We start from the raw sequence: 14,157 nt of genomic DNA, 5'->3' as shown, positions 1-14,157 counted from the left end.
GACACTTTTGGTCAAAAAAACCCAAAACTAAAAAAACAAAAAATCCAAAAAGTTAATATAATTCTGACTTGTTGCTTTTGCAACGGTCTTAATATGTGTATATCGCTGTGTTGAACCGGGAACAAAATCACTTGAAACTCAATCAATATGATGCGGCGACAGGTGATTTAATTAAGACTTTGTTTGAAGAGCAAGATGAAAAATATGTGGAGCCTCTGGTGCCTGTTTTATTCCTTAAAAACGATCCTTCTAAATTTATTTGGCAGAGTAACCGCGACGGTTGGAATCATTTATACCTCTACCAGGCAAATGGCAAGCTGATTAAACAGTTAACCAAAGGCGAATGGGAAGTGTTAGACGTTAAAGGTTTTGATGCCAAAGGAGAAAACTTGTTTTATGTTTCTACAGCAGAATCTCCCATCACCAGAAATTTATATGCTTTAACGATCAAAACCGCAAAATCCAAAAGACTGACAAAAGGCACGGCTGTTCATCATACACAAATCAGTACCTCTGGTAAAACGGTTATTGATAACTTCAGTAATATTGACAATCCAAGAACAGTGCAATTGTTGGAAACGGCAACTGGAAAAGCTAAAACATTATTGCAGGCTAAAAATCCTTTAACAGCCTATCATACAGAAAAATCAAACCTATATACCATAAAAAGCAATAGTGGTGACCTCTTGTATTGCAATTTGTATAAACCTTTGGGTTATGACAGTACTAAAAAGTATCCTGTAGTTGTGTATTGGTACGGTGGTTCTCATGCGCAATTAATTACGAATAGCTGGAATGCTGGCGCTGGAGATTACTGGTTTAGGTATATGGCACAGCAGGGTTTTGTGGTTTTTGTAATGGATACCCGTGGTAGTGATAACCGTGGGAAGGCTTTTGAACAATCCATGTTCCGTAAGGTTGGAGAGGTACAAATGGAAGATATGCTTACTGCAGTGGCTCATTTGAAGACTTTACCCTACGTTGATGCTGCGAATATGGGCCTTTTTGGCTGGAGTTTTGGTGGTTTCAATACCGTTGACTTTATGTTGAGCCATCCTGGTGTTTTTAAAGCAGCAGTTGCCGGTGGACCGGTAATTAATTGGAAGCTTTATGAGGTGATGTATACCGAACGTTATATGGATACACCACTAGAAAACCCTAAAGGTTATGCCGACACAGATCTTACTCAAAAGATTAGTCAGTTGAAAGGTAAGCTCTTGTTAATTCATGGTCTTCAGGATCCTGTAGTTTTACAGCAAAACTCGGTTTCCTTGGTGAAAAGTGCTGTCGACCAAGGTGTGCAGGTAGATTATATGATTTATCCTGGCCATGAACATAATGTGATCGGAAAAGATAGAGCGCATTTATATCAGAAAGTTACGGATTATTTGATGATGAATTTGAAGTAGGTTTTTTCTATCTAAAAATAGTCGGACTATTTAGCGGTTTACAGTTTGCAATCAATAATGTGACTTTTTTCTTTTTGTAGGGTATAAACGTTAAATTTGTGCTGTAACAAACTTTGTTGTTATAATTATCATATTTCTCCCACAACCATAAATGAGCATTTCTAAAAAATACGATCCTGCGGCAACCGAAAATAAATGGTACAGTTACTGGCTTTCTAAAAAGTTTTTCCATTCTGAACCTGATGAGCGTGAACCTTACACCATTGTAATCCCTCCGCCAAATGTTACCGGAGTATTGCATATGGGGCACATGCTGAATAATACGATACAGGATGTGCTGATCCGTAAAGCGCGCATGCAAGGTAAAAATGCTTGCTGGGTACCTGGAACAGATCATGCTTCCATCGCTACTGAAGCTAAAGTTGTGGCTATGCTTAAAGAAAAGGGTATCAACAAGGCAGACCTTACCCGGGAAGAGTTTATGAAGTATGCCTGGGAATGGAAAGATAAATATGGCGGTATCATTCTTGACCAGTTGAAAAAACTAGGTGCCAGTTGCGATTGGGACCGTACACGATTTACCATGGAGGAAGATCTTTCGAATTCGGTTATTGACAGCTTTATTCATTTGTACAAAAAAGGCTGGATTTATAGGGGTATCCGTATGGTAAACTGGGATCCGGCAGGTAAAACTGCTGTTTCTGATGAAGAGGTGATCCGGAAGGAAGTTAATCAGAAATTATATTACATCAAATATACCCTCTCAGGAACGGAAGGGTTTTTAACCATCGCCACCACTCGTCCGGAAACGATTATGGCTGATGCAGCCATTTGTGTGAACCCAAATGATGAACGTTATGCACACTTAAAGGGTAAGTCGGTGTTTATTCCTTTAATTAATAGGGAAATTCCTATAATTCAAGATGATTATGTTACCATGGATTTTGGTACAGGATGCCTAAAAGTTACCCCTGCACATCATTTAAATGATTATGAACTTGGTGTGAGACATAAATTGCCAGTAATCGACATCCTCAATGATGATGGTACTTTAAACGAACTTGCGGCTATTTTAGTGGGTGAGGATCGTTTTATCGCCAGAAAAAAGATCGCTAAACTATTGGATGAAGCCGGACACCTGGAAAAAGTGGAAGATTACAAATCTCAGGTTGGCTTTTCTGAACGTACTGATGCTGCTATTGAACCTAAACTTTCGATGCAGTGGTTTTGTAAGATGGAAGAAATGGCAAAACCTGCTTTAGACGACGTATTGAACGGTGATGTTAAGTTAATTCCGGAGAAATTTGTAAATACTTACCGCCACTGGATGGAAAATGTGCGCGACTGGAACATCAGCAGGCAATTGTGGTGGGGACAACAAATTCCAGCTTGGTATGATCATCAAGGTAATTGGGTGGTTGCAAAAACTAAAGAAGAGGCTCTTGATGAATTTCTTAAGTTAAAAGATCTAGATAATGTGTTTACCGCTGAGGAAGTAACAGGTTTTAAAAACCAACTTGCTCCTTTTGTGAAACAAGATCAGGATGTAATGGATACCTGGTTTTCTTCTTGGTTATGGCCGATTTCGGTTTTTGACGGAATTAAGAATCCTGGAAATAAGGATATTAATTATTATTACCCAACCAATGATGTGGTGACGGCTCCTGAAATCATGTTTTTCTGGGTCGCAAGGATGATTATGGCCGGACATGAGTTTATGGGCAAAAAGCCTTTCACCAATGTTTATCTAACCGGTATTGTGCGTGATAAACTGGGCAGAAAGATGTCTAAGTCATTAGGTAACTCTCCTGATCCGATTGGTCTTATTGAAAAATTTGGCGCTGATGGGGTTCGGGTTGGCATGTTATTATGCTCTCCAGCTGGTAATGACCTCATGTTTGATGAAAGCTATTGCGAACAGGGTAGAAACTTTGCCAATAAAGTTTGGAATGCTTTCCGTTTGGTTAAAGGGTGGGAAGTGGATGAGAACCTGGAAAACCCAAATCAACAAGCCATCTACTGGTTTGAAAACCGCTTTAATGAAGCCCTGGCTGAAATTGAGGATAATTTTAAGCAATACCGCTTGTCGGAAGCTTTAATGACAACCTATAAATTAGTTTGGGATGATTTCTGTGCCTGGTACCTGGAAATTGTGAAACCGGCTTACCAACATCCTATTGATGCGGAATCTTTAAAAGTAACCATTGGCTTCTTTGAAAGGATTCTTAAATCATTACATCCCTTTATGCCTTTCCTTACGGAGGAATTATGGCATGATGAACTTTTTGGTGAAAAGGGGGAAATGGATTGTATCATCGTAGCTACGTATCCTACTTTTGTCGCTGCTGAACCGCAGATTCTAAAAGAAGTGGAAGTGGTTAAACAGGTTGTTGCCGAAATTAGGAATGTTAGAAATACGAAACAGATTTCTCCTAAAGAGGCCCTGCCTTTAAGTATAAAGGTTAATTCTAATCTGGATTATGATAAGTGGTTGAACATTGTGTTTAAGCTTGCAAATATTTCTGAGGTGGAGTTCGTTAATGATAAAATACCCGGTGCGGTTAGTTTTATGGTGGGAAATGATGAGTTCTTTATCTTATTAAATGAGGAAATTGATGTCGATGCCGAAATTGAACGATTGACTACCGAACTTAATTATTTACTCGGATTTCTGAAAGCTGTGGATTCTAAATTAGGTAATGAGCGCTTTGTGCAAAATGCGAAGCCTGAGGTGGTAGCCAATGAAATGAATAAAAAGGCAGATGCGGAAAGTAAGATTAAAATTATTCAAGAAAGTTTAAAGGCTTTTAAAAACTAAAAAAAAAGTTGTGATCTATTCAAAGGCTGAAATGTTTTGCCGGAAAAGGCAAAATCTTTCTATGCCTTTTCATTAGACACTACTTTTTTTTTGTGCTTGTAAAAGTGGGGGCTGGTCCGTGGAAGGAGCAAAGGATGTTATTGTTGTCGTAAAATGTAGAAAAATAGGTTAATCTTGACAGGATTATTTAAATGGATAATACTTTTTAATTACCCTGTAATTCTAGGAAGAGGAATGTTTAGCTCAAGTGTAGGTTAACAGGGACAGGACAATTAAATGGGTAGTATTAATGGAAAAGTAATGTTTATCTAAAGTGCAATTTAACAGGGACAGGATAATTAAATGGGTAATATTACTAGAAGAGGAATGTTTAGCTAAAGTGCAATTTAACAGGGTCAGGATAATTGAATGGATGGTACTACTAGAAGCGGGAATGTTTAGCTAAAGTGCAATTTAACAGGGTCAGGATAATTGAATGGATAGTACTACCAGAAGGGAGAATATTTATATTAGATTCGCTAAAAAAAATCTGGTATTGCAAAGAAAAGGCCTAGAAAGATTTTGCCTCTTCCAGCAAAAGATTTCAGACTTTGATTGCATACCTGATTTTTACTTTATAAAGGCTAATACTAAAACACCTCTAAATACCCAACAATAAACTTTACAAATCCTGATATACAGGCAGCTCTTCTATAAAGGAAAATTGTCCTTCCTGGTGGTTAATCTTTGCATAACAATGATTTAAGCCATTTGTAACCACTAGCCATTTAACTTTATGCACAGAATTATACCTTGCCGCCTGATCAAACACAGCCTGGTTAATTTTTACTGCTGGTGCTTTACACTCAATAATCATGATTCTTTCGCCACTAATGTTGTAAACAACCACATCTGTTCTCTTTTGTAAGTTGTTTAACGTTAAGCCACCTTCTACTTGTATCAACGATTTAGGGAAGGTTTTAACCACAATTAAGTACTGGATAAAATGCTGCCTTACCCATTCCTCTGGTGTTAAAACCAGGTGTTTTTTGCGTATCTCATCAAAAATATAATACTGCTCCTCTTTTTTTGTAAGTTTAAAAGGATAGCCCGGAAGATTAAGTGCTACAGGGGTAAATGCCATTTGTACAAAAATAACCTTTAATATTTAGTTTTTAGCGGTTACATTTGGATAATTATATGACTGCGGAAGATATTATAAAAGACCTCAAAGCTAAAAAGTTCAAACCGGTGTATTTATTACATGGCGAAGAACCCTATTACATTGATCAAGTAATTGATTACATAGAAGCCAATGTATTGACCGACATGGAGAAAGGATTTAACCAAACCGTTTTTTATGGCAAGGATACTGATATGGCTACAATTTTAAATGCAGCAAAGCGCTACCCAATGATGTCTGAATATCAAGTGATCATTGTTAAAGAGGCGCAGGACCTGAAATGGGGGAAGGATACAGAGGCAGGAATTAAAGAAGCAGCTTATGTGCAAAACTATTTTGAAAACCCATTGCAATCTACAATCCTGGTGCTGGGCTATAAATACGCCAACTTCGATAAACGTAAGAAGCTTTATAAAGCGATAACTAAATCGGGGGTGATCTTTCAATCCGACAATGTAAGGGATTATAAGCTTGCCCAGTGGATAGAAGAGCTGGTAAATGAAAAAGGTTATAAAGTTGCCCCACAGGCTGCAGCGCTTATGGCAGAATACCTAGGTGCCGATCTGTCTAAAATTGCCAATGAGATTGAAAAGCTGATGTTAAACATCAGCAAAGAAACCACGATTGATACTGATCATGTTCAAAAAAATATTGGCATTAGTAAAGAATACAATGTCTTTGAATTGCAAAAGGCGATAGTGCAGCGCAATGTGTTGAAATGCAATCAAATAGTGAATTACTTTGCCGATAATCCAAAAGCTAATCCCATGGTAATGGTATTGGCAAGTCTTAACTCTTACTTCTCTAAAGTTCTGAAATACCATTACCTGACAAATAAACAGGATGCTGCAAGAGAATTAGGCGTTAGTCCGTTTTTTGTTAAGGATTATGAAGCCGCTGCCCGTAATTACGATCTCAATAGAACGGTATACCTGATCAGTTTATTTCGGGAGTATGATCTGAAAAGTAAAGGCGTAGATAGTACAGGTAATATTTCAGATGGCGAACTGCTAAAAGAACTAGTTTTTAAAATGATTCATTAATTCAAATAAAACCTAAATAATAGGGGCTTATGTAACTGTAAAGTTATAGTATTTATTACGTCAACATTGATTGTGTGCGCTTATATTTGCGATGAAGAAACGACTGTTACATGAAGAAAACTATATTAATTTCTGTCCTAGCTTTGGTAAGTATCTCCATTGCGAATGGGCAAACTAAACCAACTAAACCTGCAAGTGCTGCGACAGTAACTGATACCACTAAAAAAGTAGCAGGACCACTTGCTGCTTTAGGAACAAAATCTGCCCCAAAACCTTATGCCACTGTAATTACAGCTAAAGCAGAGACAAAAAAAGGAATGATTACATCCCACAAGGTGGATGAAAAATTCTTTTTTGAAATTGCTGATTCCTTATTAGGCAGAGAAATTTTAGTCGTCAACAGAATCTCAAAAGCAGGAGCGGAAGTAAGATCGGCATCGGGCTATGCAGGTGATCAAATTGGAAGTAGTGTAATCAGGTTTGAGAAAGGACCAAATCATAAAATATTCATGCGTAAGTTGTCCTATAGAACTTACGGTGCCGACAGTACCACTGCGATGTACCAGTCGCTTCAAAATTCTAATATTCAGGCCATTGCTGCTGCATTCAATATTGCTGCTTATTCTCCAGGTCAAAAAGGCAGTGTTATCGATATGACCGATTATATTAACAGTGATAATGATATCTTTTATTTTGGGTCCCCACAATTAAAAAGTAGGTTCCGTTTAGGATCACAATTGGCAGACAGAAGTTACATTTTAAATATTCGGAGTTTTCCAAATAATGTAGAAATTGGGACGGTTAAAACTTACACTCTTTCTGCTGCACCATCGCCAATGGGAAGTTCCAGTTCCACAGTAATGGGGGGTGGCTCTGCAGGCTCCTCTACAGTAGAACTGAATACTTCTTTAGTAATTTTACCAAAAGTACCAATGAAACCGAGGTATTTTGATCTCCGAGTTGGTTACTTTGCTGTAGGTTACACAGATTTTGACCTTAACCCTCAGGGTGTGAGGGAAGTTGAGATCATTAAAAGATGGCGTTTAGAACCTAAGCCTGGTTATATGGCTAAATACAAACGTGGTGAATTGGTTGAACCCGTTAAACCAATTGAATTTTTCATTGATCCGGCAACACCAAAAAAATGGGTTCCTTATTTAATGGCTGGAATAAACGATTGGCAAAAAGCTTTCGAGAAGGCAGGCTTTAAAAATGCGATCATTGCGAAAGTTGCACCCACAGCTGCCGAAGACCCTAGCTGGAGTCTTGACGATGCCACGCATTCCGCAATTGTTTATAAGCCATCAGAGATTGCTAATGCCAGCGGACCAAGTATTGCAGATCCCAGAAGTGGTGAAATTATGGAAAGCCATATCAACTGGTACCATAATGTAATGAAACTTGTGCACGACTGGTACATGATTCAAACTGCAGCAGTGGATCCTAGAGCTCGCAAAATGGAATTTAGTGATGAGTTGATGGGTGATCTGATCCGTTTTGTTTCCTCTCATGAGGTAGGCCATACTTTAGGTTTGCGTCATAATTATGGTTCAAGCGCTACCGTTGCTGTCGAAAAACTTCGCGATAAGGCTTTTGTAGAAGCAAATGGACATACGCCATCAATTATGGACTATGCTCGTTTTAATTATGTGGCCCAACCTGAGGATAATATTTCTCCCAAAGGGCTTTACCCAAGAATTGGCGACTATGATCTTTGGGCGATTGAATGGGGTTATAAATTACTTCCTGATGTTAAAACACCAGTCGAAGAGATTGCAGTACTCAATAAAATTACCGTAAATAAATTGAAGAATAAGCGGCTGTGGTTTGGTACAGAAAGCAATCCTGACGACCCTCGTTCTCAAAATGAGGACCTTGGCGATAATGCAATGATTGCCAGTACCTATGGTATTAAAAACCTAAAAGTTATTCTGGATAAATTACCCGAATGGACCAATGAAAAAAACCAGGGTTATGATAATTTAAGTAATATGTATAACCAGTTAACTACACAGTTTGGTCGTTATATGGGGCATGTGACTAAAAATATTGGTGGTGTACAGGAAACCCCGAAAACAATAGAGCAGAAAGGTGCAGTGTATGAAAGAACACCTGCAGCAACGCAAAATGAAGCGATGGCCTTCTTAGATAAAAATTTATTTCAAACCCCGTCCTGGTTGTTGAATAAACAAATTTTAGATAACACAGGCTTATCTCCTTTAGAAGTTATCAATAAAGTTCAATCACCTGTGCTTTCCAGGTTGTTGAGCAGCAATACGTTAGATAAATTAATTTCTGCAGAAGCTTCCGATGGTGAAGTAGCTTATAAAATAACCGATTTATTTGCAGCATTGCAAGCCGCTGTTTTTACAGAATTGAATGGCAACCAAAATATTGATGTTTATCGCCGTAACCTACAAAAGAACTACGTTGATAAACTGATCTCATTGATAAAAAAGGCCAATCCCCCTACAAATTTAGCTTTTATGCCCTCCAGGGCAGGTGTAGCTTCCAGCAGTTTAAATTCTTCACAAAGTGATGTGATTTCAGTGGTTAAGGCGCAGTTGAGATCATTAAACATCGCAATTAAAAATGCGAAACCGGCAGCAACAGGTTTAAGTAAATACCATTTACAAGACCTTTCGGAGCGTATAGCTATAGCCTTGGATACTAAAGGATAATTTTTTAAAATACACATGATTTATAAGCATTCTGATTTTTCGGGATGCTTTTTTGATAACATATTTTTTACTTTTGTTATATGAACTACTTTTTAGTCAAATCCGAACCCTTTAAATACAGCTGGGAAAAATTTAATAAAGATGGACGTACCTTTTGGGACGGTGTACGCAATTACCAGGCACGCAACAACCTTAAAGAAATGAAAGAAGGCGACATGGTACTTTTTTATCATAGCAATGAAGGTAAGAATGTGGTAGGTGTTGCCAAAGTGGTTAGAGAATTTTACCAGGATCCCACAACGGATAATGCCAATTGGGTAGCCGTAGATTTAGTGCCAGTAGAAACCTTGAAACATCCGGTAACTTTAGAGCAAATCAAAGCAGAAGAAAGTTTAAAAGATATTGCATTAGTAAGGCAAGGTAGACTTTCTGTAATGCAGCTTAAAGTTGAAGAATTTGACAAAATTCTAGAAATGGGGAGTTAGATTTTACTTGAAACCGACAGTTTTTTAATATTTCATTTGATATGTGACATTTATTACATAATTTGTAGAGAATATCATTAATAGGCTTTGTCACCTTTATACATTTAAAATATGAAAATACGGTTGTTTATTCTTATTTCCTGTTTTTTAAGCATAGGTACAATGAAGGCTAATGCTCAGGTAAAGCCTTACATCGCCATCATCAATACGGGGAATAAAGTATTCAAAGGTGTTTTATATAACGTTACCCCAGACAGTATTGGGGTGCAAAAAAATGATAAAGTAGTCTTCTTTAAAGCTGCAAACATTAAATCTATTAAGATTAAGGTTTTGAAAAGAGGATTCAGGTATAAGAAATACTTGAGTTATGATCCTTACAATGAAAAGAATTATGAAAAAGTATCCAACAAAATGGTGCCTGTTCGTAAATGGGGAGAAAAAGATCCAACTATCGAAGAAGAGCTAAGTGGAAGAATCATTACCAGCTTTTATAATACAGCTATTAATGGGGTTTTTGCTTCTATAGCATTAATCAATGGCAGCTTAGGTACCATTGATGTGAACTATGATGTTAATAAGTATAAAGAGAGCGTAAAATCAATAAAATACCATTCTATAGCTTATCAAAAAAACCCTGGGGCAGAACTTCAATCACTAAAAGTTTCCTTGGTTAATAAAGGAAACTAACCTATTCGCTTTCTTTCTGCGTTTTTTGTAGCCAGCAGTCCAATTGTCATGATCAGGCTTGATCCTAAAACGACCATAAATAAGAATGCTGTGCCTACTTCTGGAATTTTTAAGCTTTCTGGTAAGTTGAAATATATTAAGATGCTGATTAATCCTCTTGGTGCTATAAATAATTCTCCACCACTGTTTTCTTTTCTAAAAAGCTTCAAATAGACTATCCTGATAAAGAATATAGAGGCCAGCATGATCAAACCATTGGCAATGACCATACCATCATTTAATCTGTATATATTAATGGTGAAACCAAAAATGATGAAGAAAAAGGTACGAAGAATAAAAGCACTTTCCGCCGACAACTGGTAAAGCTGAGTTAAATCATTAGACAGGTTTTTGTAAATAAAGATACTCCTGAACCATGCATGTTGTATTGCATCGGCATTATTTAAGAACAAACCAAAAGATAATATTAAAACCAATGAGGATAAATGATACGATTGTCCGATGGCATAGATGAGTATTAAAATAGAGATAATAAGGAAAAACTTAATATGGTGGAAAAGTTTTCCCATAATATAAAGCAGGAGCACACAGGAGATACCTGAAAATACAAGTATTAAAAAGGTACTCATCGCCAGTCCGGTAAAAGAAGAAACAGAAATATGGGGGTTGGAGACTGCAAAATTGAATAAAATAATCCCTAATATATCTGAAAAAGAACTCTCGTAAATGATGAACTCTTTTCCTTTTCCAGATAAAGCTGCGGCCGATGGAATGGCAATAGCAGAGCTAATGACACTAAAAGGAATGGCATTGGTAAAACAGATGTATAAGCTTTGGCCACTGATTTGGTAGATGATAAAGGTGATTACCATTACGGTAATGGCCAAAATAACAAGGGCCGAAAGAAAAGCTCCCTTGATGAGTTTATTTTTCTCTCTCTCGTATTTTAATTCCAGAGAGCCTTCGAAAACGATCAATATCAATCCTACTGTTCCCAATGTGGGCAGCACACTCATGAAGTTAAAGGTTTCTAATTGTAATTCATCAACCAAACACCTTAGTCCGATACCCAGCAGTAAAAGCAATAAAACAGAAGGTAGTTTAGTTTTATTGGCTACAAGGTCAAATAGGTAAGAAAATATGACTAGTCCGCTTAATATGATAAGTGTAGTATATGTAGTCATATCTGCTGTGAATTATGATTCTTCTTTATAAAATATTGCTCTCAATTCAGTAGCATCTTTAGCATTCATTTTTCCACCCAAAACCAGGCGAAGTTGTCTGCGTCTTAATGCACCCTCAAACAAATCGGTTTCTGCTGCAGTTTCTGGTTCAAGTTCAGCAATGTTAACTGTTTTTCCATTTTCATCCAAGGCAACGAAAGTATAATAAGCTTCGTTGGACTTTTCACGTGTTCCTGAAGGGATATTTTCAGCCCAAACATCTAGCCTAACCTCCATAGAAGTATGGAAAGCGCGAGTAACTTTGGCTTCAATAGTAATCACGTCGCCAAGTTTAATAGCATGTTTAAAGGAAACATTATCAACAGAGGCCGTCACCACAATTCTATTACTGTGTTTTTGTGCTGCAATGGCGGCAGCAATATCCATCCAATGTAATAACCTTCCACCCATTAAATTATTTAATGTATTGGTGTCATTGGGTAATACTAATTCATTCATAATGGTGAACGAATTTTTTGGGTGCTTAACGATTTTATCCATACTTCTTGCAAAAATAAACAAATTGTCCAGTTTCGTGTTATGAGATCCAATCTTTTACATAGCCTATTCAATTAATTAAATTCGAGATGAGTTAATTTTGGTGGGTTATCTTTGGATTTAATTTATTTCATAAATAAGGTTATCCCTTTTGCATTCTTAACCAAAAATAAAACCATGCTCAGATTTACTATGAACTTTATGAATAAATTGTCGCATTTCTTTAGCGCTTTTTTGCCTAAAAATGATATGCACTATTACTAAATTTCTTTAGTCCGTTGATTTTTAGATTCACTTAAATAATTCATATAAAGGTAGCAAGTTGCAATAGGTAATTTTAGCCTGTTGGCTGTTTCTGAAATGGAGTATTTACCAGTATCCTGAAGATCACGAGCAATTAATGCGAGCAGTAATTTTTCTGACTATAAGCCTGATGGCCTGCCTCCTTTTCTGCCTCTTGCTGTTGGTGCATTGAGCCAAGCCTTAGTTCGTTCGCAAATATCTCCCTTTTAAATTCTGCTAATAAACGAAAGATAATAAAGGTAAATCTGCTTGTAGCAGTAGTGGTATTAATATGATTATGCAAGCTGACTAAATTCATTTTATGTTCTTGTAAAAAAGCAACTAAGGTTTTCTAGAAGTTTCTTAAGTTCGGTCTTTCTGTATTTTTTCCTTAAATCTTTTCTTGGTAAATTGTTGTGCATTCGTAATTGATTAGTTCATTAAATTGAAGGTCTAAATTTTGATCTGCAGAACTTACTCTTGAGTAGCCAATTTTCATGTTATTTTTATTATCAAAAACTCATTATCAAAAATATAAAAATCATTTTGAATAATGGAATGGGTTTATGATAATTAGCGAAAAGGAAAAAAATATTTAAGGCTTAATAGGGAAAGATTTGATTTGTTTAAAAGCAGGAGTCTTTGTTTAAAATAAATTATTAAGTAACGAGGGAATAATGAGAATTTGTTATTAATAGGTTAACGCCCTAATTAGTCTACTTTTTCCACTTAAACTTATGTCAAGCAGATAAGATATTTAAATGGTAGGTTTATATTCGACAAAAAAAAAGTATGGATGACACCCTTTTTGACTACGTTATCACAGCCGCAAAAAGCATGACAAGCGTTCCTACTATCTATAAGTATTTTGATTTAGAGACAGGGCTGAAAGCAATTGATAACCAAAATATTGCCTTTAGCAGACCCGACAGGTTTAATGACCCCTTTGACTGTTCAGTGGAGTTATTGAAAATTGAATCTGCTTCAACGAGGGCGCACATGGCTGGTGCTTTTGCAAGGATTTTAAAGCATAACTATTCGGAAAGATATCGGTTAAAAAGACAACTTGACCGGGCTACAGATCAGCAAGTGGAAGCATTGGCAAAGCGTGGGCTCAACTTTGAATATAGTCATCGTGGAGTAACTTCGTTTAGTACTTCTTTTGATGAGATATTAATGTGGGCACATTATTGCAAAAATCATAATGGAATCTGTATAGGTTACAATAATCAGGGAATATATTCATTTTTGCGCTCACGCATAAATGAAATTGGTTACTTACCAATTGATTACGTAGACAGTCTTAGCAAGAAAAGCTTATATCCAGTAAGTGATCAAGCAATATTATACATGCTTAAGACTAAGTCCGATATCTGGAAGTATGAAAAAGAAGTGAGAATAACAGGTTCAAACTTCAGTTTTAACGAACATCTTTTAAATTTTATTAAACTTGATTCAGATATCTTGAGTCATTTATATATAGGCATAAATGTAGATCCAGATAGTACTGATAAGCTCTTAGAACTAGCTATAACATGTAATCCTAATATAATTGTTTCTCAAATGAGAGCGGATTATACCGCATTTAATTTGACACCAAAACAATTATCGCCTTAATATAGAAGCTTAGAATTGTGATTTTGAGAATAACTAACTAGCCTCTTATAATATCAGTGTCGAAAGATTGTATAAAATTGGAACGACTTGCGCCGTAAATTTAGTTAAAATCAGATTATATCCATAAATTTTAACATTCGATACCTTCAAGTACTTTTTAAGACCGTTGCAAAAGCAACAAGTCAGAATTATATTAACTTTTTGGATTTTTTGTTTTTTTAGTTTTGGGTTTTTTTGACCAAAAGTGTCGAA

Annotated in this window: 11 protein-coding genes; 7 read left to right on the top strand and 4 right to left on the bottom strand. The window is 36.5% G+C overall.

Going from position 1 to position 14,157, the window contains the following annotated elements; all coding sequences use genetic code 11:
- Positions 1–95: 95 nt before the first annotated feature.
- Both AAKU52_RS16030 and AAKU52_RS16025 read left to right on the top strand, forming a co-directional pair.
- Positions 96–1,409, top strand: a complete 1,314-nt coding sequence (locus AAKU52_RS16030) for a S9 family peptidase (protein ID WP_354335386.1) — start codon at positions 96–98, stop codon at positions 1,407–1,409.
- 151 nt (positions 1,410–1,560) lie between these two features.
- Positions 1,561–4,227: a valine--tRNA ligase gene (locus tag AAKU52_RS16025; RefSeq protein WP_354335383.1), complete on the top strand. Its 2,667-nt coding sequence runs from the start codon at positions 1,561–1,563 to the stop codon at positions 4,225–4,227.
- 661 nt (positions 4,228–4,888) lie between these two features.
- Here the strand turns inward: AAKU52_RS16025 and AAKU52_RS16020 are convergent.
- Complete coding sequence (locus tag AAKU52_RS16020; protein ID WP_354335381.1) at positions 4,889–5,350, bottom strand: type I restriction enzyme HsdR N-terminal domain-containing protein; 462 nt, start codon at positions 5,348–5,350, stop codon at positions 4,889–4,891.
- Between the two features lie 56 nt (positions 5,351–5,406).
- On the opposite strand from AAKU52_RS16020, the gene holA reads away from it, so the two are divergent.
- The 4 genes from holA to AAKU52_RS16000 all read left to right on the top strand — a co-directional run bounded on the left by holA (position 5,407) and on the right by AAKU52_RS16000 (position 10,285).
- Entirely contained in the window at positions 5,407–6,432 is a 1,026-nt protein-coding gene (holA, locus tag AAKU52_RS16015; protein WP_354335378.1) for a DNA polymerase III subunit delta, read from the top strand.
- Positions 6,433–6,542: 110 nt separating this feature from the next.
- Positions 6,543–9,113, top strand: coding sequence for a zinc-dependent metalloprotease (locus AAKU52_RS16010; RefSeq protein WP_354335376.1), 2,571 nt, complete (start codon positions 6,543–6,545; stop codon positions 9,111–9,113).
- 80 nt (positions 9,114–9,193) lie between these two features.
- Entirely contained in the window at positions 9,194–9,598 is a 405-nt protein-coding gene (locus tag AAKU52_RS16005; protein ID WP_354335374.1) for an EVE domain-containing protein, read from the top strand.
- A gap of 111 nt (positions 9,599–9,709) precedes the next feature.
- Entirely contained in the window at positions 9,710–10,285 is a 576-nt protein-coding gene (locus AAKU52_RS16000) for a hypothetical protein (RefSeq protein ID WP_354335372.1), read from the top strand.
- Here the strand turns inward: AAKU52_RS16000 and AAKU52_RS15995 are convergent.
- The 3 genes from AAKU52_RS15995 to AAKU52_RS15985 all read right to left on the bottom strand — a co-directional run bounded on the left by AAKU52_RS15995 (position 10,282) and on the right by AAKU52_RS15985 (position 12,607).
- Positions 10,282–11,469 carry a cation:proton antiporter gene (locus AAKU52_RS15995; RefSeq protein ID WP_354335370.1) on the bottom strand — a complete coding sequence of 396 codons (1,188 nt, stop codon included), beginning with the start codon at positions 11,467–11,469 and terminating at the stop codon, positions 10,282–10,284. The genes AAKU52_RS16000 and AAKU52_RS15995 overlap by 4 nt on opposite strands.
- A 12-nt stretch (positions 11,470–11,481) precedes the next feature.
- The gene (locus tag AAKU52_RS15990; protein WP_502931036.1) at positions 11,482–11,967 is read right to left on the bottom strand and encodes an acyl-CoA thioesterase; all 486 of its coding nucleotides are present in this window, start codon (positions 11,965–11,967) and stop codon (positions 11,482–11,484) included.
- A gap of 436 nt (positions 11,968–12,403) precedes the next feature.
- Positions 12,404–12,607: a recombinase family protein gene (locus AAKU52_RS15985; RefSeq protein ID WP_354335366.1), complete on the bottom strand. Its 204-nt coding sequence runs from the start codon at positions 12,605–12,607 to the stop codon at positions 12,404–12,406.
- A gap of 473 nt (positions 12,608–13,080) precedes the next feature.
- Here AAKU52_RS15985 and AAKU52_RS15980 point away from each other — a divergent pair, with 473 nt between their 5' ends.
- A complete protein-coding gene (locus AAKU52_RS15980) occupies positions 13,081–13,905 on the top strand; it encodes a DUF2971 domain-containing protein (RefSeq protein WP_354335364.1) in 825 nt (274 codons plus the stop codon).
- Positions 13,906–14,157 lie beyond the last annotated feature (252 nt).

Source organism: Pedobacter sp. CG_S7, assembly GCF_040544395.1.
Classification (GTDB): Bacteria; Bacteroidota; Bacteroidia; order Sphingobacteriales; family Sphingobacteriaceae; genus Pedobacter.
Note: the sequence above shows the minus strand (reverse complement) of the source record. Positions and strands in the feature narration are given on the sequence as shown.

Excerpts from the sequence above, each read along its gene's own strand:
- AAKU52_RS16000 (WP_354335372.1), top strand. The coding sequence starts at position 9,710 with ATGAAAATACGGTTGTTTATTCTTATTTCCTGTTTTTTAAGCATAGGT.
- AAKU52_RS15985 (WP_354335366.1), bottom strand. The coding sequence starts at position 12,607 with ATGAATTTAGTCAGCTTGCATAATCATATTAATACCACTACTGCTACA.
- AAKU52_RS16005 (WP_354335374.1), top strand. The coding sequence starts at position 9,194 with ATGAACTACTTTTTAGTCAAATCCGAACCCTTTAAATACAGCTGGGAA.
- AAKU52_RS16025 (WP_354335383.1), top strand. The coding sequence starts at position 1,561 with ATGAGCATTTCTAAAAAATACGATCCTGCGGCAACCGAAAATAAATGG.
- holA (WP_354335378.1), top strand. The coding sequence starts at position 5,407 with ATGACTGCGGAAGATATTATAAAAGACCTCAAAGCTAAAAAGTTCAAA.
- AAKU52_RS15980 (WP_354335364.1), top strand. The coding sequence starts at position 13,081 with ATGGATGACACCCTTTTTGACTACGTTATCACAGCCGCAAAAAGCATG.
- AAKU52_RS16010 (WP_354335376.1), top strand. The coding sequence starts at position 6,543 with ATGAAGAAAACTATATTAATTTCTGTCCTAGCTTTGGTAAGTATCTCC.
- AAKU52_RS15990 (WP_502931036.1), bottom strand. The coding sequence starts at position 11,967 with ATGAATGAATTAGTATTACCCAATGACACCAATACATTAAATAATTTA.
- AAKU52_RS16020 (WP_354335381.1), bottom strand. The coding sequence starts at position 5,350 with ATGGCATTTACCCCTGTAGCACTTAATCTTCCGGGCTATCCTTTTAAA.
- AAKU52_RS15995 (WP_354335370.1), bottom strand. The coding sequence starts at position 11,469 with ATGACTACATATACTACACTTATCATATTAAGCGGACTAGTCATATTT.